General features: G+C 46.2%; 25 protein-coding genes. 19 read left to right on the top strand and 6 right to left on the bottom strand.

Translation table 11 applies throughout. The features are described from left to right. Window positions 1–50: 50 nt before the first annotated feature. From DA100_RS14295 to DA100_RS14310, 4 genes are all read left to right on the top strand, one after another. Window positions 51–1,265: an aspartate aminotransferase family protein gene (locus tag DA100_RS14295; RefSeq protein WP_138972760.1), complete on the top strand. Its 1,215-nt coding sequence runs from the start codon at window positions 51–53 to the stop codon at window positions 1,263–1,265. A 105-nt stretch (window positions 1,266–1,370) separates the two neighbouring features. Continuing rightward, window positions 1,371–2,390 carry an arginine N-succinyltransferase gene (gene astA, locus DA100_RS14300; RefSeq protein ID WP_138972761.1) on the top strand — a complete coding sequence of 340 codons (1,020 nt, stop codon included), beginning with the start codon at window positions 1,371–1,373 and terminating at the stop codon, window positions 2,388–2,390. A 38-nt stretch (window positions 2,391–2,428) separates the two neighbouring features. After that, a complete protein-coding gene (gene astD, locus DA100_RS14305; RefSeq protein WP_138972762.1) occupies window positions 2,429–3,886 on the top strand; it encodes a succinylglutamate-semialdehyde dehydrogenase in 1,458 nt (485 codons plus the stop codon). Between the two features lie 90 nt (window positions 3,887–3,976). Continuing rightward, window positions 3,977–4,768 (top strand): DUF1338 domain-containing protein, encoded by a 792-nt coding sequence (locus tag DA100_RS14310; RefSeq protein WP_138972763.1) that lies wholly within the window; start codon window positions 3,977–3,979, stop codon window positions 4,766–4,768. 248 nt (window positions 4,769–5,016) lie between these two features. On the opposite strand, the gene crp is transcribed toward DA100_RS14310, so the two are convergent. The 6 genes from crp to DA100_RS14340 all read right to left on the bottom strand — a co-directional run bounded on the left by crp (window position 5,017) and on the right by DA100_RS14340 (window position 10,489). Continuing rightward, window positions 5,017–5,649: a cAMP-activated global transcriptional regulator CRP gene (gene crp / locus DA100_RS14315; protein ID WP_004410522.1), complete on the bottom strand. Its 633-nt coding sequence runs from the start codon at window positions 5,647–5,649 to the stop codon at window positions 5,017–5,019. A gap of 242 nt (window positions 5,650–5,891) precedes the next feature. Continuing rightward, window positions 5,892–6,761 (bottom strand): phosphoribulokinase, encoded by an 870-nt coding sequence (locus DA100_RS14320; protein WP_138972814.1) that lies wholly within the window; start codon window positions 6,759–6,761, stop codon window positions 5,892–5,894. An 88-nt stretch (window positions 6,762–6,849) separates the two neighbouring features. Then, window positions 6,850–7,062, bottom strand: coding sequence for a YheU family protein (locus tag DA100_RS14325; RefSeq protein ID WP_138972764.1), 213 nt, complete (start codon window positions 7,060–7,062; stop codon window positions 6,850–6,852). A gap of 41 nt (window positions 7,063–7,103) precedes the next feature. Beyond that, on the bottom strand, window positions 7,104–8,081 hold the full coding sequence (locus tag DA100_RS14330) for a hydrolase (RefSeq protein WP_138972765.1): 978 nt from the start codon (window positions 8,079–8,081) through the stop codon (window positions 7,104–7,106). Window positions 8,082–8,090: 9 nt separating this feature from the next. Then, window positions 8,091–8,570 carry a TIGR02444 family protein gene (locus DA100_RS14335; RefSeq protein ID WP_138972766.1) on the bottom strand — a complete coding sequence of 160 codons (480 nt, stop codon included), beginning with the start codon at window positions 8,568–8,570 and terminating at the stop codon, window positions 8,091–8,093. Continuing rightward, complete coding sequence (locus tag DA100_RS14340; protein ID WP_138972767.1) at window positions 8,567–10,489, bottom strand: ABC transporter ATP-binding protein; 1,923 nt, start codon at window positions 10,487–10,489, stop codon at window positions 8,567–8,569. Before DA100_RS14340 ends, DA100_RS14335 begins: the two co-directional genes overlap by 4 nt. A gap of 159 nt (window positions 10,490–10,648) precedes the next feature. On the opposite strand from DA100_RS14340, the gene kefG reads away from it, so the two are divergent. From kefG to rpsS, 15 genes are all read left to right on the top strand, one after another. Beyond that, window positions 10,649–11,236, top strand: coding sequence for a glutathione-regulated potassium-efflux system ancillary protein KefG (gene kefG / locus DA100_RS14345; RefSeq protein WP_138972768.1), 588 nt, complete (start codon window positions 10,649–10,651; stop codon window positions 11,234–11,236). Then, on the top strand, window positions 11,226–13,022 hold the full coding sequence (gene kefB, locus DA100_RS14350) for a glutathione-regulated potassium-efflux system protein KefB (protein WP_138972769.1): 1,797 nt from the start codon (window positions 11,226–11,228) through the stop codon (window positions 13,020–13,022). The genes kefG and kefB overlap by 11 nt, the downstream gene beginning before the upstream one ends. A 16-nt stretch (window positions 13,023–13,038) precedes the next feature. Beyond that, entirely contained in the window at window positions 13,039–13,233 is a 195-nt protein-coding gene (locus DA100_RS14355) for a YheV family putative zinc ribbon protein (protein WP_138972770.1), read from the top strand. Between the two features lie 93 nt (window positions 13,234–13,326). Further along, a complete protein-coding gene (gene slyD, locus DA100_RS14360; protein ID WP_138972771.1) occupies window positions 13,327–13,908 on the top strand; it encodes a peptidylprolyl isomerase in 582 nt (193 codons plus the stop codon). Between the two features lie 101 nt (window positions 13,909–14,009). Then, window positions 14,010–14,951 (top strand): isoaspartyl peptidase/L-asparaginase, encoded by a 942-nt coding sequence (locus DA100_RS14365; protein ID WP_138972772.1) that lies wholly within the window; start codon window positions 14,010–14,012, stop codon window positions 14,949–14,951. A 172-nt stretch (window positions 14,952–15,123) separates the two neighbouring features. Beyond that, the gene (locus tag DA100_RS14370; protein ID WP_138972773.1) at window positions 15,124–16,440 is read left to right on the top strand and encodes an adenylosuccinate synthase; all 1,317 of its coding nucleotides are present in this window, start codon (window positions 15,124–15,126) and stop codon (window positions 16,438–16,440) included. Window positions 16,441–16,666: 226 nt separating this feature from the next. Next, window positions 16,667–17,305: a tetratricopeptide repeat protein gene (locus tag DA100_RS14375; protein WP_138972774.1), complete on the top strand. Its 639-nt coding sequence runs from the start codon at window positions 16,667–16,669 to the stop codon at window positions 17,303–17,305. A gap of 198 nt (window positions 17,306–17,503) precedes the next feature. Further along, window positions 17,504–19,948 carry a ribonuclease R gene (gene rnr, locus DA100_RS14380; protein ID WP_138972775.1) on the top strand — a complete coding sequence of 815 codons (2,445 nt, stop codon included), beginning with the start codon at window positions 17,504–17,506 and terminating at the stop codon, window positions 19,946–19,948. 21 nt (window positions 19,949–19,969) lie between these two features. Beyond that, window positions 19,970–20,707, top strand: a complete 738-nt coding sequence (rlmB, locus tag DA100_RS14385; RefSeq protein WP_138972776.1) for a 23S rRNA (guanosine(2251)-2'-O)-methyltransferase RlmB — start codon at window positions 19,970–19,972, stop codon at window positions 20,705–20,707. A 551-nt stretch (window positions 20,708–21,258) separates the two neighbouring features. Further along, window positions 21,259–21,570: a 30S ribosomal protein S10 gene (gene rpsJ, locus DA100_RS14390; protein WP_004410492.1), complete on the top strand. Its 312-nt coding sequence runs from the start codon at window positions 21,259–21,261 to the stop codon at window positions 21,568–21,570. 14 nt (window positions 21,571–21,584) lie between these two features. Next, entirely contained in the window at window positions 21,585–22,214 is a 630-nt protein-coding gene (gene rplC / locus DA100_RS14395) for a 50S ribosomal protein L3 (protein ID WP_138972777.1), read from the top strand. A 17-nt stretch (window positions 22,215–22,231) separates the two neighbouring features. Continuing rightward, entirely contained in the window at window positions 22,232–22,834 is a 603-nt protein-coding gene (gene rplD / locus DA100_RS14400) for a 50S ribosomal protein L4 (RefSeq protein ID WP_138972778.1), read from the top strand. Then, a complete protein-coding gene (gene rplW / locus DA100_RS14405) occupies window positions 22,831–23,133 on the top strand; it encodes a 50S ribosomal protein L23 (protein ID WP_093278415.1) in 303 nt (100 codons plus the stop codon). Before rplD ends, rplW begins: the two co-directional genes overlap by 4 nt. Window positions 23,134–23,149: 16 nt before the next feature. Continuing rightward, window positions 23,150–23,974, top strand: a complete 825-nt coding sequence (gene rplB, locus DA100_RS14410) for a 50S ribosomal protein L2 (protein ID WP_138972779.1) — start codon at window positions 23,150–23,152, stop codon at window positions 23,972–23,974. A gap of 21 nt (window positions 23,975–23,995) precedes the next feature. Next, entirely contained in the window at window positions 23,996–24,274 is a 279-nt protein-coding gene (gene rpsS / locus DA100_RS14415; RefSeq protein ID WP_004745876.1) for a 30S ribosomal protein S19, read from the top strand. Window positions 24,275–24,282 lie beyond the last annotated feature (8 nt).

Here is a 24,282-nt window from a genome sequence, read left to right on the forward strand (position 1 = left end):
AGTAAGGACACCATATTCGCTATGCATGCGGTATCTAGAGGGAATGTGCAATGACTGAACAAAATAAAGTAGAACGCGGTTTGTTTGATGAGGTAATGGTACCTTGTTATAACCCAATGGAAATGATTCCAGTCAAAGGCGAGGGTGCTCGAGTTTGGGATCAGCAAGGCACAGAATATATCGACTTTGCGGGTGGTATTGCCGTGAGCTGCTTAGGTCATTGTCACCCAGCGATGGTCAATGCACTGACTGATCAAGCTCAGAAGATTTGGCACTTAAGTAATGTTATGACTAATGAGCCAGCTCTGCGTTTAGCGAAAAAGCTAACAGAGGTGAGCTTTGCGGAAAAAGTATTCTTCGCGAACTCTGGCGCAGAAGCCAACGAAGCAGCTCTGAAGCTTGCCCGTCGTTACGCAGCAGATAAGTTTGGTCCAGAAAAATCAGAAATTATCGCCTTCAAACAAGGCTTCCACGGTCGTACATTCTTTACGGTAACTGTGGGTGGTCAAGCGGCATACTCGGACGGTTTTGGTCCTAAACCAGGCGATGTTACACACCTACCATACAATGATGTAGAAGCTCTACGTGAGCATATCTCAGATCGTACGTGTGCAATCATGATGGAGCCACTGCAAGGCGAAGGTGGCATCATCTCTCCAACCGATGAATTTGTTCAAACGGTTCGTGAATTGTGTGATAAACACAATGCTCTACTTATTTTCGATGAAGTACAAACAGGTAATGGCCGTACCGGTCATTTCTACGCATACCAAGGTCTAGGCGTAACGCCAGATATCCTGAGCACAGCGAAGTCACTTGGTGGCGGTTTCCCTATCGGCGCAATGCTAACGACGACAGAGCTAGCTCAACATCTGAAAGTGGGTACTCATGGTTCTACATATGGCGGTAACCCATTAGCGTGTGCCGTTGCTGAAGCCGTCGTGGATGTGGTGAGCGCACCAGAAACATTAGCGGGTGTTGCAGAGCGTGAAGTTTTGTTCCGTGAAGGACTAGCGAAACTGAACGACAAGTACAACATGTTCTCTGAAGTTCGTGGTAAAGGTCTGCTGCTTGGTGCAGCATTGAATGATGAGTGGCAAGGTCGAGCTCGTGACGTACTTGTTGCGGCGGGCAAAGAAGGTCTAATGGTGCTGGTAGCAGGAACAAACGTTGTTCGCTTCACCCCATCACTAGTCATCACTAAAGAAGAAATTGAAGAAGGTCTAGCAAGACTGGATAAAGCTCTAGCGACGCTAGTTAAATAAGAATAAAAGCGTCGAGTTACGAGTAGCGAGATAGCGGTTTCTAGTCTCGTTACTCGCTACTTTTCGACTCGAAACTTAAGTTACTTGCATCAGGAGGGAGTATCGATGCTGGTTGTTCGCCCTATCGCAATGTCGGACTACGATGCGCTGCACACGTGCGCAGTGGAATCTGGTCACGGATTCACATCTCTACCAATTAACGAAGAACTGTTAAAAAACAGAATTACTCATTCAGAGTACAGCTTTACTAAGCCTGACGTAACCTCACCGGGTGACGAAGGTTATCTAATGGTTGGCTTTGATAGTGAGACTGGCGAAGTTGCTGGTTGTACAGGTATCGAAGCGTCCATCGGTTGGGATGTTCCTTTTTACTCATACCATATTAGTACCATCGTTCACGCATCAGCTAAGCTAGGCGTAAACAACGTCGTGAAGCTGCTGACATTTGGTAACAACTACACGGGTTGTAGCGAGATCTGTACTCTGTTCTTACGCCCAGACTTCCGTCGTGGTTTGAATGGTCGTTTAATGTCTAAATGTCGTTTTTTAATGATGGCTGAGCATCCACACCGTTTCTCGAAAACGGTATTTGCTGAAATGCGCGGCGTCTCAGATGCAGAAGGCAACTCACCATTCTGGCAATGGCTACAAGAACATTTCTTCTCCATTGACTTCACAATGGCGGACTACCTTACAGGTATAGGTAAGAAAGGCTTTATCGCTGACCTAATGCCTAAACTACCAATCTATATCAACTTGCTAAGTAAAGAAGCACAGGCAGTGATTGGTCAAGTACACGAAAATACTAAACCCGCTTTACGCTTATTAGAGAAAGAGGGCTTTACTTGCCGTAACTACGTCGACATCTTCGATGGCGGCCCGACGGTAGAGTGTGATGTGCGCAATATTGAATCGGTGCGTCACTCTTTCCGAGCCAAAGTGACGATCGCGGAACACTCAAGTTCTCAAGACTACTTAATCTCAAACACTTCGTTTGAAGATTTCCGCGCGACGGCAACGAAAGCCGCTTATGACCAAGCTTCAGAGACAGTTATTCTTTCTCCAGAAGTGGCGCACGCGCTGAGAGTTGGTGAAGGCGAATTCGTTCGCATGTTGGCTCAGTAATAGAGCCAGATATTACGCAGAATCTGAAGGAACATATTATGACACATTGGATTGCCGGAGAGTGGGTAGCAGGTCTGGGTGAGTCAATGAACTCAACCAGCCCTTACAACAATGAAGTAATCTGGCAGGGCGAGAGTGCAACGCCAGAGCAAGTTGAACAGGCGGTTTCTGCCGCGCGTAATGCATTTGTTGGCTGGAAAAAACTAAGTTTTGAAGAACGTGAAGCCTTCGTACTCGCTTTTGCCGAAAAGGTAAAAGAGAACAGCGAAGAAATCGCGCAGATTATCGCGAAAGAAACGGGTAAACCAATTTGGGAAACTCGTACTGAAGCAGCAGCAATGGCTGGCAAGATCGCAATTTCGATCCGTGCTTATCATGAGCGTACTGGCAAAGCACAGCGTGAAGCTGCGGGTAACCAAATTGTTTTGCGTCACCGTCCACTAGGCGTGATGGCTGTGTTTGGTCCATACAACTTCCCAGGTCATCTTCCAAATGGTCACATCGTGCCTGCATTGCTTGCAGGTAATACAGTTGTATTCAAACCTTCTGAGCAGACGCCATTTACGGGTGAATTTGCCATGAAGCTGTGGGATCAGGTTGGCTTGCCAAAAGGTGTCATCAACCTTGTCCAAGGTGCGAAAGAGACAGGTATCGCTCTAGCCAGTTCTAAAGGGCTAGATGGCGTTCTCTTTACGGGCAGTGCCAATACTGGTCACATCCTTCACCGTCAGTTCGCAGGTCAGCCGGGCAAAATGCTGGCTCTAGAGATGGGGGGTAACAACCCTATGGTTATCTCTGAAAATTACGGTGATCTGGACGCAACGGTTTATACCATTATTCAATCTGCATTCATTAGTGCTGGCCAGCGTTGTACATGTGCTCGTCGCCTATATGTTCCTGTTGGTGAGAAGGGTGATCTATTGGTCAATAAGCTTGTACAAGCGACCAATAAGATTCGCGTCGATCAGCCATTCGCAGAACCTGCACCATTCATGGGGCCGCAGATTTCTAAAGCAGCGGCAGACTTTATCCTTGCTGCACAGGCAAACTTGCAAACACTGGGTGGTGTCAGTTTGGTTGAAGCGAAAGCGGGTGAAGCCGCCTTTGTTACTCCGGGTATTATTGACGTTACTGCGATTGCAGAGCTACCTGATGAAGAGTACTTTGGCCCTCTGCTACAGGTCGTACGCTACCAAGGTCTTGAAAAAGCGGTTGAACTTGCCAACGACACACGCTTTGGGTTATCTGCTGGCCTAGTCTCGACAGACGATAGCGAGTGGAACTACTTTGTTGACCATATTCGAGCAGGCATCGTTAACCGTAACCGTCAGCTCACTGGAGCAAGTGGTGATGCACCGTTCGGTGGCCCAGGCGCTTCTGGCAACCTAAGGCCAAGTGCTTACTATGCAGCGGATTACTGTGCGTACCCAATGGCTTCGATGGAAGGTGGCGAGACACTTCTTCCTGAAACATTAAGCCCAGGTGTTGAACTGTAGAGCGTGAAGTTCGATTAGATATTTCCCTTTTTGCCTCCCTGAGCCAGGAGGCATTTTTGAACGTAAACAACCCCTATACAAGGAGGCGTTATGACGCCAGATGTTTTATTCCAGCAGTTATGGAATGACTATATTCAACGCTTGTGTCCCTCTGCTGAAAAAGTACACCAACTTCTGCAAGAAGACGAAGCATTGATCAATGACCATATTGCATTACGTACTTTCAACGTTGAGCCGTTAGGTATCGCGACTCTAGCACAACCTTTTCTAGATGCTGGCTACAAGCCGTGTGGCGATTACGTTTTTGAAAGCAAAAAGCTCGCGGCGAAACATTTTGAACATCCCGATCCAAAACAGCCAAAAGTATTTATCAGTGAACTAAAAGTTGATGAGTGTTCTAGTGAACTTCAAGCGATTGTTACCAAGCTAGTCGAGCAAGTAGACACCGATAAGCTAAAAGGTCATGAGTTCTTGTATGGTGGCCGACTATGGGATATTAGTCATGCGGATTACCAGACGCTGGCTAAAGAAAGCGAATACGCGGCTTGGTTAGCGGCACATGGCTACGGAGCAAACCACTTTACCGTAAGTGTGAACCAGCTAAATGCTTTTGATGAAGTGAAAGGTGTGAATGATCATCTGCGCTCTGCCGGCTTTACTATCAATGAGTTTGGTGGCGAAGTAAAAGGCACGCCAGAAGTGTTGCTTGAGCAATCTTCAACGATGGCTGATAAAGTGCCGGTTCAGTTTACTGAAGGCAGTGAAATCATCCCTGGAGGCTTCTACGAGTTCGCTAAACGTTACCCAATGTCTAATGGCGAGCTTTACCCAGGATTTGTGGCAGCGTCTGCTGACAAGATCTTCGAAAGCACTAACGGGTAAAGAGCAGAAGCGAGAGTCGAGACCGGACTTCGTCCTGCGAGCATTTAGAACGGGCTGCGCCCTTCGAGAACAATGTGTTCCGAGATGGGGCTTCGAAAGATAGTGGCGGGTAGAAGTTGATAACAGCTTTGTGGTTAAAGGTGTTGACGAAACTAGTCCTCAATAAGCCATAATTTTCTCGATTCTCGAAAACAAAAAGCCACCAATGTTTCCATTGGTGGCTTTTATAATTTAGTGCTTAATCGAAATTAACGAGTACCGTAAACAACGATTGTTTTACCGTGTGCAGAAATTAGGTTCTGCTCTTCAAGCATCTTCAAGATACGGCCAACTGTTTCGCGAGAACAGCCAACGATTTGACCAATCTCTTGGCGAGTGATCTTGATTTGCATGCCATCTGGGTGAGTCATTGCATCAGGTTGCTTCGCTAGGTTTAGTAGCGTTTGAGCAATACGACCCGTTACGTCTAGGAATGCTAGGTCGCCCACTTTTTGGCTCGTCACTTGTAGACGACTTGCCATCTGCGCTGAAAGGCGCATTAAGATATCTGGGTTCACTTGGATAAGCTGACGGAACTTCTTGAATGAGATTTCCGCAACTTCACAAGGAGATTTTGCTCGAACCCATGCGGTACGCTCTTGGTCTTCTTCGAATAGACCAAGTTCACCGATGAAGTCACCTTGGTTTAGGTAAGAAAGGATCATCTCCTTACCTTCTTCGTCTTTGATAAGAACCGCAACAGAACCTTTAACAATGTAGTACAAAGTTTCCGCTTTCTCGCCCGCGTGAATTAGCGTGCTTTTTGAAGGGTACTTATGAATATGACAATGTGAAAGGAACCACTCTAATGTTGGGTCGGTTTGAGGTTTACCTAGAACCATAATATCTCACTTCCTCTGCAGGGTACGCTTGCCGCTTTCCATGTTTAAGCTAAGCCTTAATTAAGACCTACTAGGATAAGAGCACTTTATAAATGCTGCAAGCCAACTTATGTGTCGGTTACAAATAGTATCCTTTTTCTGGCATGATTTCTTGATTTTAATCGGGTACAACAGGCTTTTTGGTACGCAAAACTGTGCACATGATCACGGTATGAAAAGTAATCGTGTTCTAGTTGTGAGCCTTAACCGATTTTGCCCGTTTCTATCAATTGTTGCAGGATAGGGCGAACAATTAATTCCATCGCAAAACTCATTTTTCCGCCTGGTACAACAATGGTGTTGTGGCGAGACATAAACGAACCATCAATCATAGCCAGTAGGTATGGGAAATCGACATTCTTGATACCACGAAGTCGAATGACGACGAAACTTTCGTCCAAACTCGGTATCCCTTTCGCATTTAAAGGGTTTGATGTATCAACGGTCGGAACGCGCTGAAAGTTGATATGAGTTCGGGAAAACTGTGGAGTAATATAGTTTAGATAGTCGTCCATTGAACGTACTATTGAGTCCATGACGGCTTCACGAGAATGACCGCGATCGCGAGTATCACGAACAAACTTTTGAATCCATTCTAAGTTGACGATCGGCACCATGCCTATCAGAAAGTCGACATGTTGTGCGACGTTAACGTCACCATCTACCACCCCCCCGTGTAGCCCTTCATAAAAGAGTACATTGGAGTTTTCTGGTAGGTCTTGCCAAGGCGTAAAAGTACCGGGCATCTGGTTATAAGGTACTGCCTCGTCAAACGTATGGAGGTAGCGACGTACCTGACCATTACCTTCGTGTCCGTATTTACGGAAAAACTCGGCTAGGCCACCAAAGTCGTTCGCTTGTGGGCCAAAGTAACTGATGTGACGGCCTTGCTCGCGAGCCTTACGGATTTCGACATCCATTTCAGGGCGAGTAAAGCGGTGGAAGCTATCCCCTTCGACCCACGCGGCTTTAACGTTCATCATATTGAACATTTTGCGGAAGGCTTCCGAGGTAGTCGTTGTGCCAGCGCCAGATGAACCAGTCACGGCAATAATAGGGTGTTTAGCGGACATGACAAACCTTGTCTGTAAGTTACATTCCATGAATCAATGCCCACTATAACATGCTTTAGCAGACATTGACTGTATGCAGTTCTCTAAATCAAAAACGGTTCTTTAGTTGGATATCGACACTTTCATGCAGTTCTGAATAAACCACAACAGCTTCCCCTGACTCTAGTTGAGAGTGGATTTGGTCAACTTTGTCTTGTAGTGAAACCTCGACATCACCATAGTCTGTTCCTTCGCGAAGAATAAACTCGCGTATCAGATTCTCCAGTGTCTCCGGTGCAATTTGTTGCCATGGGACGATCATAAAGACCTCTTCATTTTATGTTCGGTGAATTGTGCGCGCTATTATGCCGAAGCGGCAAGACTTTCATAGTAGGCAGGCAGAGCTTCTTCTAACCAAAATCTTGGCTTGAGTGCGCTACCTGTAACAAATCCCACATGGCCACCTTGTTCAAACAGCCGATAGTCGATGTTATCGGGCAGCACGTATTTGGGGATGACATCTTCGGTCATGAACGGGTCATCCTTGGCGTGGATGATCTGTGTTGGCAGCGTGATTTCTTTGAGTCGATGTATCCCTGAGCACTGGTGATAATAGTCGGCTGCATCTTTGAAACCATGCAAAGGTGCAGTGATAAGGTCATCGAACTCGTACAATTTGGTGACACGCTTGATATTCTGATAGCTTAACCCCAACTCGCCTTTTAACAGATGGTGTTTTTGTAAGGCGCTTTTCTTTAGCGATGACAGCAAATAGTTTTTGTACAACTTGGAAAAGCCTTGCTCGATACGTTCTGAGCAGGCAGATAGGTCGAGTGGCGCAGAAACAATGGTTGCGGCATCGAGTAAAGGCTGGCTGTTGTAGGTAGCGAGATAGTTGGCCAGCATATTTCCACCCAAAGAAATGCCAACCGCGACCTTGGTCTGTGTTGGGAAACGTTGGTTGAGGTGCTCTAAGAAAAAGCGTGCGTCTTCCACCTCGCCGGAGTGATAGGCGCGGGCGAGTCTGTTGGGCTTACCACTACAGCCACGAAAATGCATCATCACAGAGAGCCAACCTTGTTTGGCGAAGGCATCCATTAGACCATTCGCATACGGACTGTAAAAACAGCCTTCCAAGCCGTGAAAAAGAACAAAAATAGGCTTGTTAGTGTTTGACTGCTGATCGACGTTTTCACTCCAAGCAATATCAAGAAAGTCACCATCAGGCGTGTCTAAAGTTTGCCAGACGGGTTCAAATAAGGCTTTCTTCCGAATAAATCGCGGTGCGAGTGTTTGTAGGTGAGGATTTGTTAATCCTTTAGCAGCAACAAATTGAGTCATAAAGGCTCTCTACAGGTTGGCAATGTTGTCTATGGGGTCGGCAAAGGCTGAATAGAGTTGTTCGCCACCTAATTGACGGCAGTAGCGCAAGGTCAGGGGTTCTGCGTGATTCGTACTCAATTCGATGGTGTTAATACAGTCAACCAGATCGGATTGTTGCTGCTTTTCAAGTTGCAACTCAAATTGGAGTGACTCGCGATACAGAGTGTCAGGTAGGTGGAACTTCAACTTACGTCGTAACTCCCTATAGCTCAGAAGTAAGGCTTCGGAACGGCCTAAACACTCTTCTACGCGATGCCAGTCCTCTTCGCCAAAGCAGACCTGCTGTTCATCAAGCCACTTGAGTAACAACAGCAGGTTAACGTTGCCTTTAAATTGGTTTTGCAGATGTAAGCACGCCTCTTTTACTTCTCGCACGCTATAGTACTGTAGGCTAAATTGCCATAAGCGTTCGAGTGTTAGAGAAATTGAGGCGGGCTTTGAACTCATTGACTATTGAACTCCTGTTCCATCTGCTCTAGCTCTTCCTGTAGAGCCATCCACTCTATTTCGACCTCTTCAAGCAAGCTTTTACTTTCTGCTTGAAGCGCTAGTACTTGGTTAAGTTTAGCTTTATTTTCGGCGTCATAAAGTGAGTTATCTGATAATTGGGCCTCTGCTTGTGCTAAGGCTTCTCCCAACTTATCCATTTTCTCTTCAAGTTTTGTCAGGTTTTTGCGAATAGGTGCAGTCTGTTTGCGAAATTCTGCTTCACGGCGTTTTTGGTCTTTTTTCGCCGCCGCACTGTTTTCAGACTTTTTCTCTGGTTGTTGTGCTTGCGCTTCACGGCGTTCCGATTTTTGTTGTTCAGTCAGCCACTTGTAGTAATCGTTTAGGTCACCATCAAATGGAGCCACTTGGCGATCGTGAACCAAGTAAAGATCGTCTGTTGTCGCACGAAGTAAGTAGCGGTCGTGGGAAACAATGACCATTGCGCCTTCAAACGTTTGTAGCGCCATAGTTAAGGCTTGACGCATATCGAGATCGAGGTGGTTGGTTGGTTCATCGAGAAGTAAAAGGTTTGGTTTTTGCCAAACAATCAGAGCGAGAACAAGACGCGCTTTTTCACCGCCAGAGAAGGGGGCTACTTTTTCTAGTGCTTTATCACCCTGAAAGCCAAAACTGCCGAGGTAGTTACGTAGCTCGAGTTCGTTTTTGTCAGGCGCAATTTGCATCATGTGTTGCAGAGGGGTTTCCTCTGGGTGCAAAGTTTCTAGCTGATGCTGCGCAAAGTAGCCAATCTTAACCCCTTGAGAGTAGGTTAAGTCACCACCTTGAGGTTTGAGTTCTCGAGAAAGGAGCTTAATCAGGGTCGATTTACCCGCACCATTACGTCCAAGTAAGCCAATTCGACTACCAGGCACCAAGTTAAGGCGAATCTTTTCTAAAATCAGATTGTCACTATATCCCGCCGAGACTTCGTCCATCATGATGATTGGGTTAGGAAGTGCATCAGGATCGCGGAACTGGAAACTGAATGGGTTATCCAACTGTGCGGGCAGAACTTTCTCCATACGCTCCAGCGCTTTGATTCGGCTTTGAGCTTGACGCGCTTTCGAGGCTTTGTAGCGGAAACGGTCAATGTAGCTTTGCATGTGGGACATCTGCTTCTGCTGTTTCTCAAACTGAGCTTGTTGCAGAATCAGTTTTTGAGCACGCTGCTCTTCAAATGATGAGTAGTTACCCGTGTACTCATTTAGTCTTTGGTTCTCGACGTGAATGATTCGACCTACGATAGGATCTAAGAAATCTCGGTCGTGAGAGATAAGAACCAGCGTACCTGGGTAATTTTGTAGCCAGCGTTCTAGCCACATAACCGCATCAAGGTCTAAGTGGTTGGTTGGCTCATCGAGTAGCAGTAGATCTGAGCGACATAGAAGAGCTTGTGCCAAGTTAAGACGCATACGCCAGCCGCCGGAGAACTGAGTTAAGTTCCAACTCATTTGCTGCTGGCTAAAACCAAGACCATCAAGGAGCTCCGCTGCTCGAGCACGAATGCTGTAGCCGCCAATGGTTTCTATTTGACCATGTATTTCAGCGACCAATGTGCCGTGATCTTTTTGCTCAGCATCGAGTAACTCCGATTCTAGACGGCGATACTCTCGGTCACCATCAATGACGTATTCAATGGCGCTGCGCTCTAACGCTGGGGTTTCCTGTGCTACCCAAGCCATCTCCCAATGTGCGGGTTTGCTAAAGTTACCCGCATCAATAGAAAGTTCATCCTTGATCAGGGCGAATAGTGTCGATTTACCACAACCATTTTTTCCGACCAAACCGACTTTATCGCCAGGCTGGATGGTTGCTGAAGCTTGTTCAAGAAGTGGTTTACCACCGCGAAGAAGCTGGATGCCAGAGAAGGTAATCATAATCTTTTGCTTTGTCGTTACTCGTATTGCGTCGAATAGTAGGGCACTTAACAAGCTATGTCGATCATTGCGTTATCACGACTAACAACGTATAACAAACTGATAACGATAAATAATGCTTAGTAGGCTATAAACAGTAAAAGGATTGCTGTCGAACGAATGCAAACTCTATCCTCCGATAAGCCCAAGGTATTGGTGTTGTATGCTCACCCTGAGTCACAAACGTCTGTGGCTAACCAAATGATGATCAAGAAAATAGAATCGCTTGATCACGTCACTGTGCACGATCTTTATGCACATTATCCAGACTTCTTTATTGATGTCAGTGCTGAACAAAAATTACTGGCTGAGCATGATGTGATTGTCTTCCACCATCCGCTCTTTATGTATTCCTGTCCGGCGTTGCTTAAAGAGTGGCTAGACCGTGTTATTGGAAAAGGCTTTGCCTTTGGTAAAGGTGAAGCTTTAAAGGGTAAATATTGGCGAAGCGTGATCACGACGGGGGGCCAAGAAGGAGCTTTCGGTAAGACAGGTTATAACCGCTACCCGCTATCGGAAATTTTGCAACCATTTGAATTGACGGCGGCCTTGTGCCAGATGCATTGGATAGAACCACTGGTCTTGTACTGGGCACGAAATGTGTCTGAAATGGAACGTTGTCAGCATGCTGAGCGTTACCGCCTATGGCTGAGTGATCCACTTCGGAGTGAAGTTGCGGAGATGGTGGGAGGTGAAAATGGCGCTTGAGAATGATTTTCTACAGAGTAGCGTTATTTTTCTGACCGCAGCTGTTGTTGCTGTTCCTCTTGCTCAACGCCTTGGTCTCGGTTCCGTTCTTGGCTATCTATTGGCGGGTGTTGCCATCGGCCCGTGGGGGCTTGGTTTAATCAAAGATGTCGACGCTATTCTTCATTTTGCTGAGTTTGGCGTGGTGTTGCTGCTGTTTCTGATTGGACTCGAATTAAATCCGAAAAAACTGCTTCAAATGAAAGGCCCTATCCTTGGATTAGGTGGTGCACAAGTCGTGGTGACAACCTCAGTCATCGCCAGCGTTGCCTATGTTGTGGGAGCATCTTGGCAAACCAGTTTAACTATTGGCATGGGACTCGCGTTGTCATCCACCGCTATCGCCTTAAAAGTCATTGAAGAGCAAGGTTTGGGAGGCAGTGAAACAGGTCAATCAGGTTTTGCGGTCTTACTATTTCAAGACATTGCTGTGATCCCAATGCTTGCACTGCTTCCTGTCTTAGCTGGGAATACCGCCGGAGATTGGCTTGATGCGATATGGATGCTTGCAGGCGTAGGGGGGTTATTAATTGGCGGCCACTTCCTACTGAGACCTCTGTTTCGATATGTTGTACTCAGTGGTGTACGTGAACTCTTTACCGTAGCTGCATTGCTGCTTGTGATTGGCATTGCCTTATCAATGAAGCAACTCGGTCTGTCTATGGCGTTGGGGACGTTTCTTGCCGGGGTTCTCTTGGCGGAAAGTGAGTATCGACATGAGCTAGAAATTGCCATCGAACCGTTCAAAGGGCTGTTGCTTGGGTTGTTCTTTATCGCTGTTGGTATGGCGGTGAATCTTGGTCTGTTGGCTTTGCAACCCATTGCCGTGCTGTCTGCGGTCATTGGTTTAGTGGTTGTAAAAGGTCTGATTCTTTACCTACTTGCGCGTTTGTCTGGTAGTCGAGCGAAATCTCGCAGCAAAATGGCGGCAATTCTTAGTCAGGGTGGCGAGTTCGCATTCGTTATTTTTACCGCAGCAAGTAGTGAAGGATTACTCGACCAACAGCAAACCGCGTTTCTTTTGGTGGTGGTCAGTTTATCCATGGTCACGACGCCATTATTATTGATGGCACAAAGCCGCTGGTATGCACGAGGACTTAACACCGACCTTGAGGGTAGGTTGCAAAGTGATGTCGTCAACAAGCAGCCAAGAGTGATTATTGCGGGCTTTGGGCGTTTTGGGCAGATTGTCGGCCGTCTGATGTATGCCAACAAAATTAAAGTGACGGTACTCGAAAGTGATGCGAGCCAGATTAAGTTACTGCGTAAATATGGCTACAAAGTATTTTATGGTGACGCGACCCAACTTGACTTATTACGAGCTGCCGGTGCGGATAAAGCTGAGGCAATGATAATCTGTACCGATTCACCTGATGAAATCATGAAGATTATTGGATTGTGTCAGACGCATTTTCCGCGCTTGAAACTATTAGCCCGAGCACGAAGTCGTGTTGAGGCATACCAATTACTGAGCCAAGGTGTTGACAGTTATTCCCGTGAGACCTTCTTAGGGGCGCTTGATCTTGGTCGACAGGCTCTCGTTAGTTTAGGTATGCACCCATATCAGGCAAAGAGAGCGGAAGCTCACTTTAGAAAACTTGATAATGCTATGCTGAAAGAGCTGCTTCCTCAGCATAATGATGATAAACAATTGGCCCAAAGAGCCAAAGAAGCCCGAAAAGAACTGGAAGAGATTTTTGGTCGTGAGTTAGAAAACGATCAGCAATCAAAAAACTTCTGGGATTAACAGTGAAACGAGAGAAATGAAGAAAAGATTTATCGCAGGCGCTAGTTGTCCAAAGTGTTCACAACAAGACACTTTACGCTGGTGGATAGAGAATAATATTGAATTAGTAGAGTGTGTTGAGTGCGGTCATCAGGATCAACGTACACCACAATCGGTTGATAGTAGCGACCATGGTGGGCAAAATATGATCGGTATTTTTAAGCCGGATTGATTGTGTTTCTCTAAATCATCCCCATAATATGCCCCGTAGAAAGTATGCCGACACTAACGAATGTTAGGGTCCTTTATCCTCCTTGGAGTCAATATGAAAATTGAAAAGAACGTAGTTGTAAGTCTTGCTTACCAAGTAAAACTGGAAGACGGTGTAGTCGTTGATCAATCTACAGCTGAAGCGCCACTAGATTACCTTCACGGCAATGACAACCTAATCACTGGTCTTGAAACAGCGCTAGAAGGTAAAGAAGCAGGTGCTAAGTTCTCTGTGACAGTTTCTCCAGAAGAAGCTTACGGTGAGCACAACGACGCACTAGTACAACGCGTTCCAGCGGAAGTATTCCAAGGTGTTGACCAGATTGAAGTAGGTATGCGTTTCCTAGCGGATACAGACCAAGGTCCAATCCCTGTTGAAGTAACAGAAGTTGATGGCGATGAAGTGGTTGTTGATGGCAACCACATGCTTGCAGGTCAAACGCTAACATTTGACGTGGAAGTTGTAGCGGTACGTGAAGCGACTCAAGAAGAAATCGAACACGGCCACGTTCATCAAGCGGGTGGCTGTGGTCATGACCATGACCACGAGGGTGGCTGTTGTGGTGGCGAAGGTCATGACCACGGTGCTGAGAAAAAAGATGGCTGCTGCGGTGGCGGTAGCTGTGGCTCACACTAATTGTTAGTGTCTAGCTAAGCGTTAGAGAAGGCGTTTCCCATTATGTTGGGAAGCGCCTTTTTTTATGATTAAACCCGCGAGATGTACTGGAGATATCGACGATGACTCAACCTTTCTCTATCGCTATTCATGGCGGTGCAGGGACTATTTTACGTGAGCAGATGAGTGAAGAGCTGAAAGCTTCGATTTTGGCCGATCTAGAAACGTCTGTTCGTGCTGGTCATAAAATACTACTCGAATCAGGCGATGCACTAGATGCGGTCGTCGCTGCGGTCAAGGTTTTAGAGGATTCGGTAAACTTCAACGCTGGTAGAGGATCTGTATTGACCCACAAAGAGATGGTTGAAATGGATGCTTCAGTCATGCACGGTAAAGAGCTAGATGCAGGCGCTGTTGCTGGAGTTCGCCATGTTCGCAATCCCATTGAGCTTGCGCGTGATGTTATGAAAAACAGCAATCATGTATTGCTGATTGGCGACGGAGCAGAGGAGTTCGCTTTTGAACTCGGCTATGAGTATACCGAGCAAGACTACTTTTTCACCGAGCGTCGCTATGAGCAGCTACTGTCAATGAAAGAGAAAGGGCTCTTTGCTCTCTCAGAATCTAAATACCCAGATGATAAAAAATACGGCACCGTTGGCGCCGTGGCCTTAGATCAGTATGGAAATCTAGCCGCAGCGACAAGCGCTGGTGGCATCACCAACAAAAAGTATGGTCGTGTTGGTGATTCATCGATCATTGGTGCGGGAACTTACGCAGAGAATGGTAATGTTGCGGTCTCAACAACCGGTATGGGTGAATACTTTATTCGTAAAACGGTCGCTGGTGATGTAGCAGCTAGAATGCGTTATTTGAAACAAGATGTTCATACCGCGTGTGAAACCGTTATTCAGGGTGAATTAAAACAAATGGGTGGGGAAGGCGGCTTAATCGCAGTTGATGCTCAAGGAGAGCTACATTACTCGATGAATAGCTCGGGAATGTATCGCGCAGGTATCGATGTTAATGGTGATTTGACCGTTAAAATCTATGCTGATGAATAGCCCAAAAAAAGACGATAGCTCTAAAAGTTTACCTAACGGACTGATTTATTTCGGCCTTATATTAATCTCTAATGGAATAGCACCATATTACACTTGCATGATTAAAAAATGACTGCAAGAAATGTGATTCGGTGCTAGAATCCATTTTTAACTAGCAATCAGAACTGGAAAGATGGGAAATAACGTAGTCGTTCTAGGCACCCAATGGGGTGACGAAGGTAAAGGTAAAATTGTTGACCTTTTAACTGAAGATGCAAAATATGTGGTTCGTTACCAAGGCGGTCACAATGCAGGCCACACTCTAGTCATTGACGGTCAAAAAACCGTTCTTCACTTGATTCCATCAGGTATCCTTCGCGATAACATCAAATGTGTTATCGGCAATGGTGTTGTACTATCACCTGAAGCTTTAATTAAAGAAATGAAGCCTCTAGAAGAGCGCGGTATTCCGGTGCGTGAGCGTCTTTTCGTTTCTGAAGCTTGTCCTCTAATTCTTCCTTACCATATCGCTATTGACCAAGCGCGTGAAATCGCTCGTGGTAACAAAGCAATTGGTACAACGGGTCGTGGTATCGGTCCAGCTTACGAAGATAAAGTTGCTCGTCGCGGTCTACGTGTTGGCGACCTATTCGATAAAGAAGTATTCGCAGAGAAGCTAAAAGAAGTAATGGAATTCCATAACTTCCAGCTAGAGCACTTCTACAAAGCTGAAACAGTAAGCTATGACGAAGTTCTAGAGCAATGCATGGGTTACGCTGACCTACTTACTTCTATGGTTATCGACGTAACTAATGAACTTGATGCAGCACGTAAGCGCGGCGACAAGATCATGTTTGAAGGTGCTCAAGGTACACTACTAGATATCGACCACGGTACATACCCATACGTAACTTCTTCTAACACAACTGCTGGTGGCGTTGCTGCGGGTTCTGGTTTCGGTCCTCGTCACATCGGTTACATTCTTGGTATTACTAAAGCGTACTGTACTCGCGTAGGTTCTGGTCCATTCCCAACAGAACTTTACGATGGTCTAGATAAGCAAGACCCAGTAGGTAAGCACCTTGGTAGTGTTGGTCAAGAGTTCGGCGCGACAACGGGTCGTCTACGTCGTACTGGTTGGTTCGATGCTGTTGCAATGCGCCGTGCGGTACAAATCAACTCTATTTCTGGTTTCTGTCTAACTAAACTAGACGTTCTAGATGGTTTGGAAGAGCTAAAAATCTGTACTGGCTACAAGATGAAAGATGGTTCTATCCTAGAAGTTTCTCCAATGGCTGCAGAAGCATTTGAAGAAGCGACACCAATCTACGAAACTATGCCAGGTTGGTCAGAGAACACATTTGGCGCGACATCTATTGATGCGCTACCAAAAGCGGCTCTAGATTACATCAAGCGTATTGAAGAGCTAACAGGCGTAACGGTAGATATCATCTCTACTGGTCCTGACCGTAACGAAACAATCATCAAGGTTCACCCATTCGAATCTTAATTATTGATTGTTATCAGTTATTAGAAACCGGTGCTAAGCACCGGTTTTTTTATGTCTATTTTTCTTGCGATTCTCGATACTTATGGCAACAATTTGCCATAGAGCGGCAATTTTGATTAAAGAGTTAGCACCAATTGCCGATACTAGTATCAAGCTTGCCGCGTAAGTGGCAAATCTGATGCTGACCTTGGGTTAGTGTCCATAGTCGAAGTTAAGAGTGCAGAAAATGAAGCTAAGAAAATTAGCTGCTTCGATGGTGTTGGCGTTTAGTGCCTCAGTGGTACAGGCAAATGAGTTGTCTGAGATCGGTGAGCCGATACCAATTTATACCGAAGCCGAACTAATTAACCTTATCAACAACAACCAGCATTTAGAACGCGTTAAAGCCGATAACTGCCAGCTTGTTGAGGATATTGTTGCACGTGCGACTCGCATTAGCTTACCTGCGTATGAGTTTTTATACGGAGATATGCTAGCGTGGGGGGTCTGTGTTGATCAGGATGTAGAGCTAGGTCTCTATTACATGGAAAATGCTGCTCATCAAGGTTTGCCCGCCGCACTTGAACAAATTGGTCGTTACTATTCTCGTGGAACATTAGTTCAGCAAGATAAAGAACGTGCGATTCCATATTTGCGTGAAGCGGCATCGATGGGAAACCTCAATGCTCGTATTCATTTGGCGGAGCTATTGCTGCGTGATTATGGGAGTCCACTTGATTACGAAGATGCTTATCGCTGGCTTTATAATTCGGTGACGGCAGACCAGCGAACCCATAAGCGTATTAGTGTACTTAGGCAGGGATTAGAGCGACGAATGCCGCAGAACATTGTTGCCCGAGCTAAGAAGCGCGACACATTCTGGTAGAGAGTTATCCGATTGCACTCCGGTGACCATAACCTAACAACACAATGCCTAGCTTTCGCTGGGCATTGTTGTTTTTTAGCAAACTATAGTGCTGATGAAAAGGCAGTGAAATTTCAAGAATTTGTTTCGACTTACCTGTAGCTTAATCAGTGAGTCAGATATACTAGATTTAAATTCCTTCCTTTATTAGGCGCGCCTATGTCAGACATTATTCCTAACGACCCATTTGCAGATCGCGAGTCGGAGAACTACGAAAACCCAATCCCAAGCCGAGAGTTTATTCTTGAGTTTTTGCATCAAGCGGGTGTTCCCATGAACCGAAATGATCTATTTGACGCATTGCAGTTGAATGGAGAAGAGCACTATGAAGGTCTGCGTCGTAGACTGCGTGCGATGGAGCGTGATGGACAACTGGTCTTTACGCGTCGTCAGTGCTACGCCTTGCCAGAAAAACTGGAGATGGTGAAGGGCTACGTAATTGGCCACAAAGATGGTCATGGTTGGGTTCGTCCAGAAGGCAGTGTGGGCAAGGATAATGATATTGTTCTGCCTCATCACCAAATGAAAAATATCATCCACGGTGATTATGTACTGGTTCAGCCAACAGAAAACTCTAAGCGTGGACGTAAGGAAGGTCGGTTAGTTCGCGTTTTAGAAGAGCGTCAGACACAAATAGTAGGACGTTTCTTTATGGAATATGGCTACTCATATGTTGTGCCTGATGACTCTCGAATCTCACAGGACATTCTGATCCCGAACGATTTACGTGCAGGTGCACGTATGGGTAATGTCGTTGTTATCGAGATCACCGATCGCGGAACGCGCTCACGAGGTATGATGGGTAAGGTTATTGAAGTACTTGGCGAAAACATGGCGCCGGGTATGGAGACACAAATTGCGATTCGTACACATCAGATCCCTCACGAATGGCCTGAGGCTGTTGATAAGCAGATTGCCAACTTAGGCGAAGAAGTGCCTGAAGAAGCCAAAGTAGGGCGTGTTGACCTCCGTGAGCTGCCACTCGTGACAATCGATGGCGAAGATGCGCGTGACTTCGATGATGCCGTTTACTGTGAAGCGAAAAAAGGTGGCGGTTGGCGTTTATGGGTCGCCATCGCAGATGTGAGCTACTACGTAAGACCAGATACCGCTTTAGATAAAGAAGCAACAAATCGTGGTAACTCAGTTTACTTCCCATCGCAAGTTGTACCTATGTTGCCAGAAGTACTGTCAAATGGTCTCTGTTCACTTAACCCACAGGTTGACCGCTTGTGTATGGTGTGTGAAATGACAATATCAGAGTCCGGTAAGCTGTCGGGCTACAAACACTACGAAGCGGTGATGAACTCTCATGCTCGTCTGACTTACAGCAAGGTGCATGACATTCTTGAGGGAAATGAAGAACTACGAACTCGTTATGAGCCATTAGTTCCTCACCTAGAAGAACTGCACAAAATGTATAAAGTTCTGAAACGCGCTCGCGATAACCGTGGTGCGATTGAATTCGAAACGGTAGAAACCAAGTTCATTTTCAATGCGGAGCGCAAGATTGAGAGTATTGAGCCCGTCATTCGTAACGATGCGCATAAGCTCATCGAGGAATGCATGATTTTGGCAAACATCGCGTCAGCATCTTTGGTTGAGAAAGCAAAAGAAGCTGCACTGTATCGTATTCATGAATCTCCAGGTGAGCTTCGCCTACAAGGTTTCCGCGATTTCTTAGGCGAGTTGGGCTTGCACCTCAATGGTGGTTTGGAGCCTTCACCAACAGACTATGCCGATCTGGTTAAACAGATTGCTGAGCGTCAAGACAGGGAGCTCATTCAAACCATGTTGCTCCGTTCAATGAAGCAAGCGGTGTACAACGCGGATAACTGTGGCCACTTCGGTTTGGCACTGAAACGTTACGCGCATTTTACCTCTCCTATTCGTCGCTACCCAGACTTATTGTTACATCGTGCAATCAAGTATCTCATCGCGAAAGAAGAGGGGCGTAATCAAGACCGTTGGACACCGACAGGGGGATACCACTACTCATTCGATGATATGGATTTTTACGGTGAGCAGTGTTCGATGACAGAGCGACGAGCTGACGATGCGACTCGTGAAGTCTCTGATTGGCTGAAATGTGAATACATGCAAGATCACGTCGGTGAAGAGCTAGAAGGCGTTATTGCCAATGTTACCGGTTTTGGATTCTTTGTTCGTTTAACGGATTTGCACATTGATGGTTTAGTGCATATTTCGGCACTTGCTAATGATTACTACCAATTTGATCCTATCGGTCAAAGACTTATCGGTGAAAGCTTTGGTGCGATTTATCGCTTGGGTGATGCGGTCAAAGTGAAAGTCCTATCGGTCAATCTGGATGACAGACAAATAGACTTTGAATTAGTAGAAACAAGTCGTAAGCTACGCGGCGAAGGAAAGACGGCCAAGAAACGTGTCGCAGAGGCAAAGAGAAAAGCCAAAGAGAAAAAACGTGTTGCGACCAAGGGTGGACGAGCGGCGGCTGAAGTCGAGCCGACTAAGCGACCTGAACCTAAAGAGGCAGCGAAAAAGCCTAAGGTGACAAAAGCTCGCAAGAAGAAAGCTGGCAATAAGCCGAAGAAGACCAAACGTAGCAAAAAAGCAGCACAGTGAACTAAACGAACAGGTTTTTAAATGAGTAACGAATATATTTACGGTATTCACGCAGTTAAAGCAGTACTAAGTCGTGAACCAGAGCGCTTTATTGAAGCGTTTGTGCTTAAAGGTCGCCAAGACGATCGCCTGATGCCGATCCTCAATGAACTTAACGTGTGTGGTGTTTCGATCCAACAGATGACGCGCAAGACATTGGACGAAAAAGCGAGTGGGGCAAACCACCAAGGTATTATGGCTCGTGTTAAGCCAGCGAAACAGCTCAACGAACATGACCTTGATGACATCCTTGCTCAACACGAAGCTCCGCTTTTATTGGTGTTAGATGGTGTCACTGATCCGCATAACCTAGGTGCTTGTTTGCGTAATGCTGACGCGGCTGGCGTGGCTGCGGTGATTGTGCCTAAAGACCGCTCTGCCAACATTACGGCGACAGTAAGTAAAGTGGCTTGTGGTGCGGCTGAAATGGTACCGCTAGTTCGAGTTACAAACCTCGCTCGTACAATGCGTACGCTACAAGAGCAGGGCATTTGGTTTGTAGGCACAGCGGGTGAAGCGACTCATGACATTTATCAAGCGAAACTGACTGGCCCACTTGCTATTGTTATGGGGGCTGAGGGTGACGGCATGCGCCGACTAACGCGCGAAACCTGTGATGACCTGATTAAAATCCCTATGGCCGGAACCGTTTCAAGCTTGAACGTATCAGTTGCTTCAGGCATCTGTTTGTTTGAAGCAGTACGCCAGAGACTCGCATAGCGGCTAGAACGCTTCGCTCCGAGATCGGGCTTCGCCCTACGAGATTTTAGAACGGACTTCGTCCTTCGAGAGGAACTTGTGGTGAGCGAGTCGAAAGTTGCAGGCAGTGTAGGCTAGTCTTTTGGTCTAATTGTCTGAATCTAAAAAAGGGTTGACCCACACTGTCAACCCTTCAAAATTTTCTCGCATCTCGTCCCCCGTTTATTTTTCCAACAACCTATTGCAACTAAAACTGTGATCTGTATAATACAGCGCACTGGTTAAGCCAGTTGTGAACCAATGAGCAGCGAGGAGCTGACTTATCTTGTTGATTTGTCGGGTAATGTAAACTCAGCTTATGTTCGCGGTTAATACAATTAGCTATCTATTCTTCGGAATAACTATTCCCAGAGGTGACTCTGACATGTAGGGATGGTTGATCGAAAATTAACTGACAATGCGTCCTAATCTTGGATGCTACGGTTTCACATAAATCAATCGGCATTCTCTCGTTTTAACGAGTCTGAGTGGCGATATTGTTTGTGTAATTTTTAATATTGGAGCTCTGTCTCATGCAGAACCAACGTATCCGTATCCGCCTAAAAGCTTTCGATTACAAACTAATCGATGCTTCTACAGCGGAAATCGTTGAAACAGCTAAGCGCACTGGCGCACAGGTTCGTGGTCCAATCCCACTACCTACTCGTAAAGAGCGTTTCACAGTTCTTATCTCTCCACACGTTAACAAGAAAGCACGTGACCAGTACGAAATTCGTACTCACAAGCGTCTAATCGACATCGTTGAGCCAACAGACAAAACTGTTGATGCTCTAATGCGTCTAGACCTTGCTGCGGGCGTTGACGTTCAAATTAGCCTAGGTTAAGGGAGATTAGAAGAATGATTGGTCTAATCGGTCGTAAAGTGGGCATGACCCGCGTATTTACTGAAGAAGGCGTTTCTATCCCAGTAACAGTTGTTGAGGTTGAAGCTAACCGTGTTTCTCAAGTTAAAACTCTTGAGACAGATGGCTACGCAGCAATCCAGGTTACTACTGGTGCTAAGAAAGCTAACCGCGTAACTAAACCAGAAGCAGGTCACTTTGCTAAAGCAGGTGTTGAAGCTGGTCGTGGTCTTTGGGAATTCCGTTTGGAAAACGGTGAAGAGTTTGCAGTTGGCGCTGAGCTAACAGTTGAACTATTCAACGATACTAAGAAAGTAGACGTTACTGGTACATCTAAAGGTAAAGGTTTCCAAGGCGCTGTTAAGCGTTGGAACTTCCGCACTCAAGATGCTACTCACGGTAACTCATTGTCTCACCGTGCTCCTGGTTCTATCGGTCAATGTCAGACTCCAGGTCGCGTATTTAAAGGCAAGAAAATGGCAGGTCACATGGGTGCTGAGCGTGTAACGACTCAAAACCTAGAGATCGTACGTGTTGACGCTGAGCGCAACCTGCTTCTTATTAAAGGTGCAGTCCCAGGCGCAACTGGCGGCAACGTGATCGTTAAACCAGCTGTTAAAGCATAACGTCTCAGGAGTAAGTAATGGAACTAATGGTTAAAGGTGCTGATGCACTAACTGTTTCCGAAACTACTTTCGGACGTGAGTTTAACGAAGCTCTTGTACACCAAGTAGTTGTTGCATACGCAGCAGGTGCTCGTCAAGGTACACGTGCTCAGAAAACACGTTCTGAAGTATCTGGCGGTGGCGCTAAGCCATGGCGTCAAAAAGGTACTGGCCGTGCTCGTGCTGGTACAATTCGTAGCCCAATCTGGCGTACAGGTGGTGTTACTTTTGCTGCGAAACCACAAGATCACAGCCAAAAAGTAAACAAAAAAATGTACCGTGGTGCTATGAAGAGCATTCTTTCTGAGCTAGTTCGTCAAGAGCGTCTAATCGTTGTTGATAACTTCTCAGTAGAAGCACCAAAAACTAAAGAGCTTGTAGCTAAGCTGAAAGAGCTTGAGCTAACAGACGCTCTAATCGTGACTAGCGAAGTAGATGAAAATCTATTCCTAGCTGCTCGTAACCTATACAAAGTTGACGCACGTGACGTAGCTGGTATCGACCCAGTGTCTCTAATCGCGTTCGACAAAGTTGTAATGACTGCAGACGCAGTTAAGCAAGTTGAGGAGATGCTAGCATGATCACTGAAGAGCGTATCCTAAAAGTTCTACGTGCACCGCACATCTCTGAAAAAGCAACTATGGCAGCTGAGAAAGCGAACACTATCGTTTTCAAAGTAGCTAAAGATGCAACTAAAAAAGAGATCAAAGCAGCTGTAGAAAAGCTATTTGAAGTTGAAGTTAAGTCTGTAAATACTCTTATCAATAAGGGTAAGACCAAACGTCAAGGTCTACGCCAAGGTCGCCGCAGCGACGTTAAGAAAGCGTACGTTACTTTGAAAGAAGGTCAAGATCTTGACTTCGTTGGCGGCGCGGAATAACAGGAGTAGTTGAGAAATGGCTATTGTTAAATGTAAGCCGACTTCCCCTGGTCGTCGTCACGTTGTTAAAGTTGTTAACGCTGACCTACACAAGGGCAAGCCATACGCACCTCTTCTAGAGAAAAACTCTAAGAATGGTGGTCGTAACAACAACGGTCGTATTACAGTACGTCACATCGGCGGTGGTCACAAGCACCACTACCGTGTAATTGACTTCAAACGTACTAAAGACGGTATCCCAGCGAAAGTTGAGCGTCTAGAATACGATCCAAACCGTAGCGCTAACATCGCTCTAGTTCTGTACGCAGACGGTGAGCGTCGTTACATCCTAGCACCTAAAGGTGTTCAAGCTGGTGATGCTATCCAGTCTGGTGTTGATGCACCAATCAAAGCTGGTAACACTCTACCAATGCGTAACATCCCAGTAGGTTCAACTGTACACAACGTTGAACTAAAACCTGGTAAAGGTGGTCAGCTAGCTCGTTCGGCTGGTGCATATGCTCAAATCGTTGCTCGCGACGGTGCATACGTAACTATCCGTCTACGTTCTGGCGAAATGCGCAAAGTACTATCTGAAGGCCGTGCAACAATCGGTGAAGTTGGTAACTCTGAGCACATGCTACGTGAACTTGGTAAAGCTGGTGCTAACCGCTGGCGCGGTGTTCGTCCAACCGTTCGTGGTGTTGTGATGAACCCAGTAGACCACCCACACGGTGGTGGTGAAGGCCGTACTTCTGGTGGTCGTCACCCAGTTTCACCATGGGGTCAGCCAACTAAAGGCTTCAAGACTCGTAAGAACAAACGCACTGACAAGTACATCGTACGTCGTCGTAACAAGTAATCTATTTAAAGAGGAATCGCCATGCCACGTTCTCTCAAGAAAGGTCCATTTATTGACCTACACTTGCTGAAGAAGGTAGAGAAAGCGGTGGAAAGCGGAGACAAAAAGCCTATTAAGACTTGGTCCCGTCGTTCAATGATCATCCCTACGATGATCGGTTTGACCATCGCTGTCCATAATGGTCGTCAGCACGTACCAGTATTCGTAACCGAAGAAATGATCGGTCACAAACTGGGTGAATTCGCACCAACACGTACTTACCGCGGCCATGTCGTGGATAAGAAAGCTAAGAAGCGTTAAGGAGTAGA

It is taken from the genome of Vibrio sp. Hep-1b-8 (assembly GCF_006124995.1).
Taxonomy (GTDB): Bacteria; Pseudomonadota; Gammaproteobacteria; order Enterobacterales; family Vibrionaceae; genus Vibrio.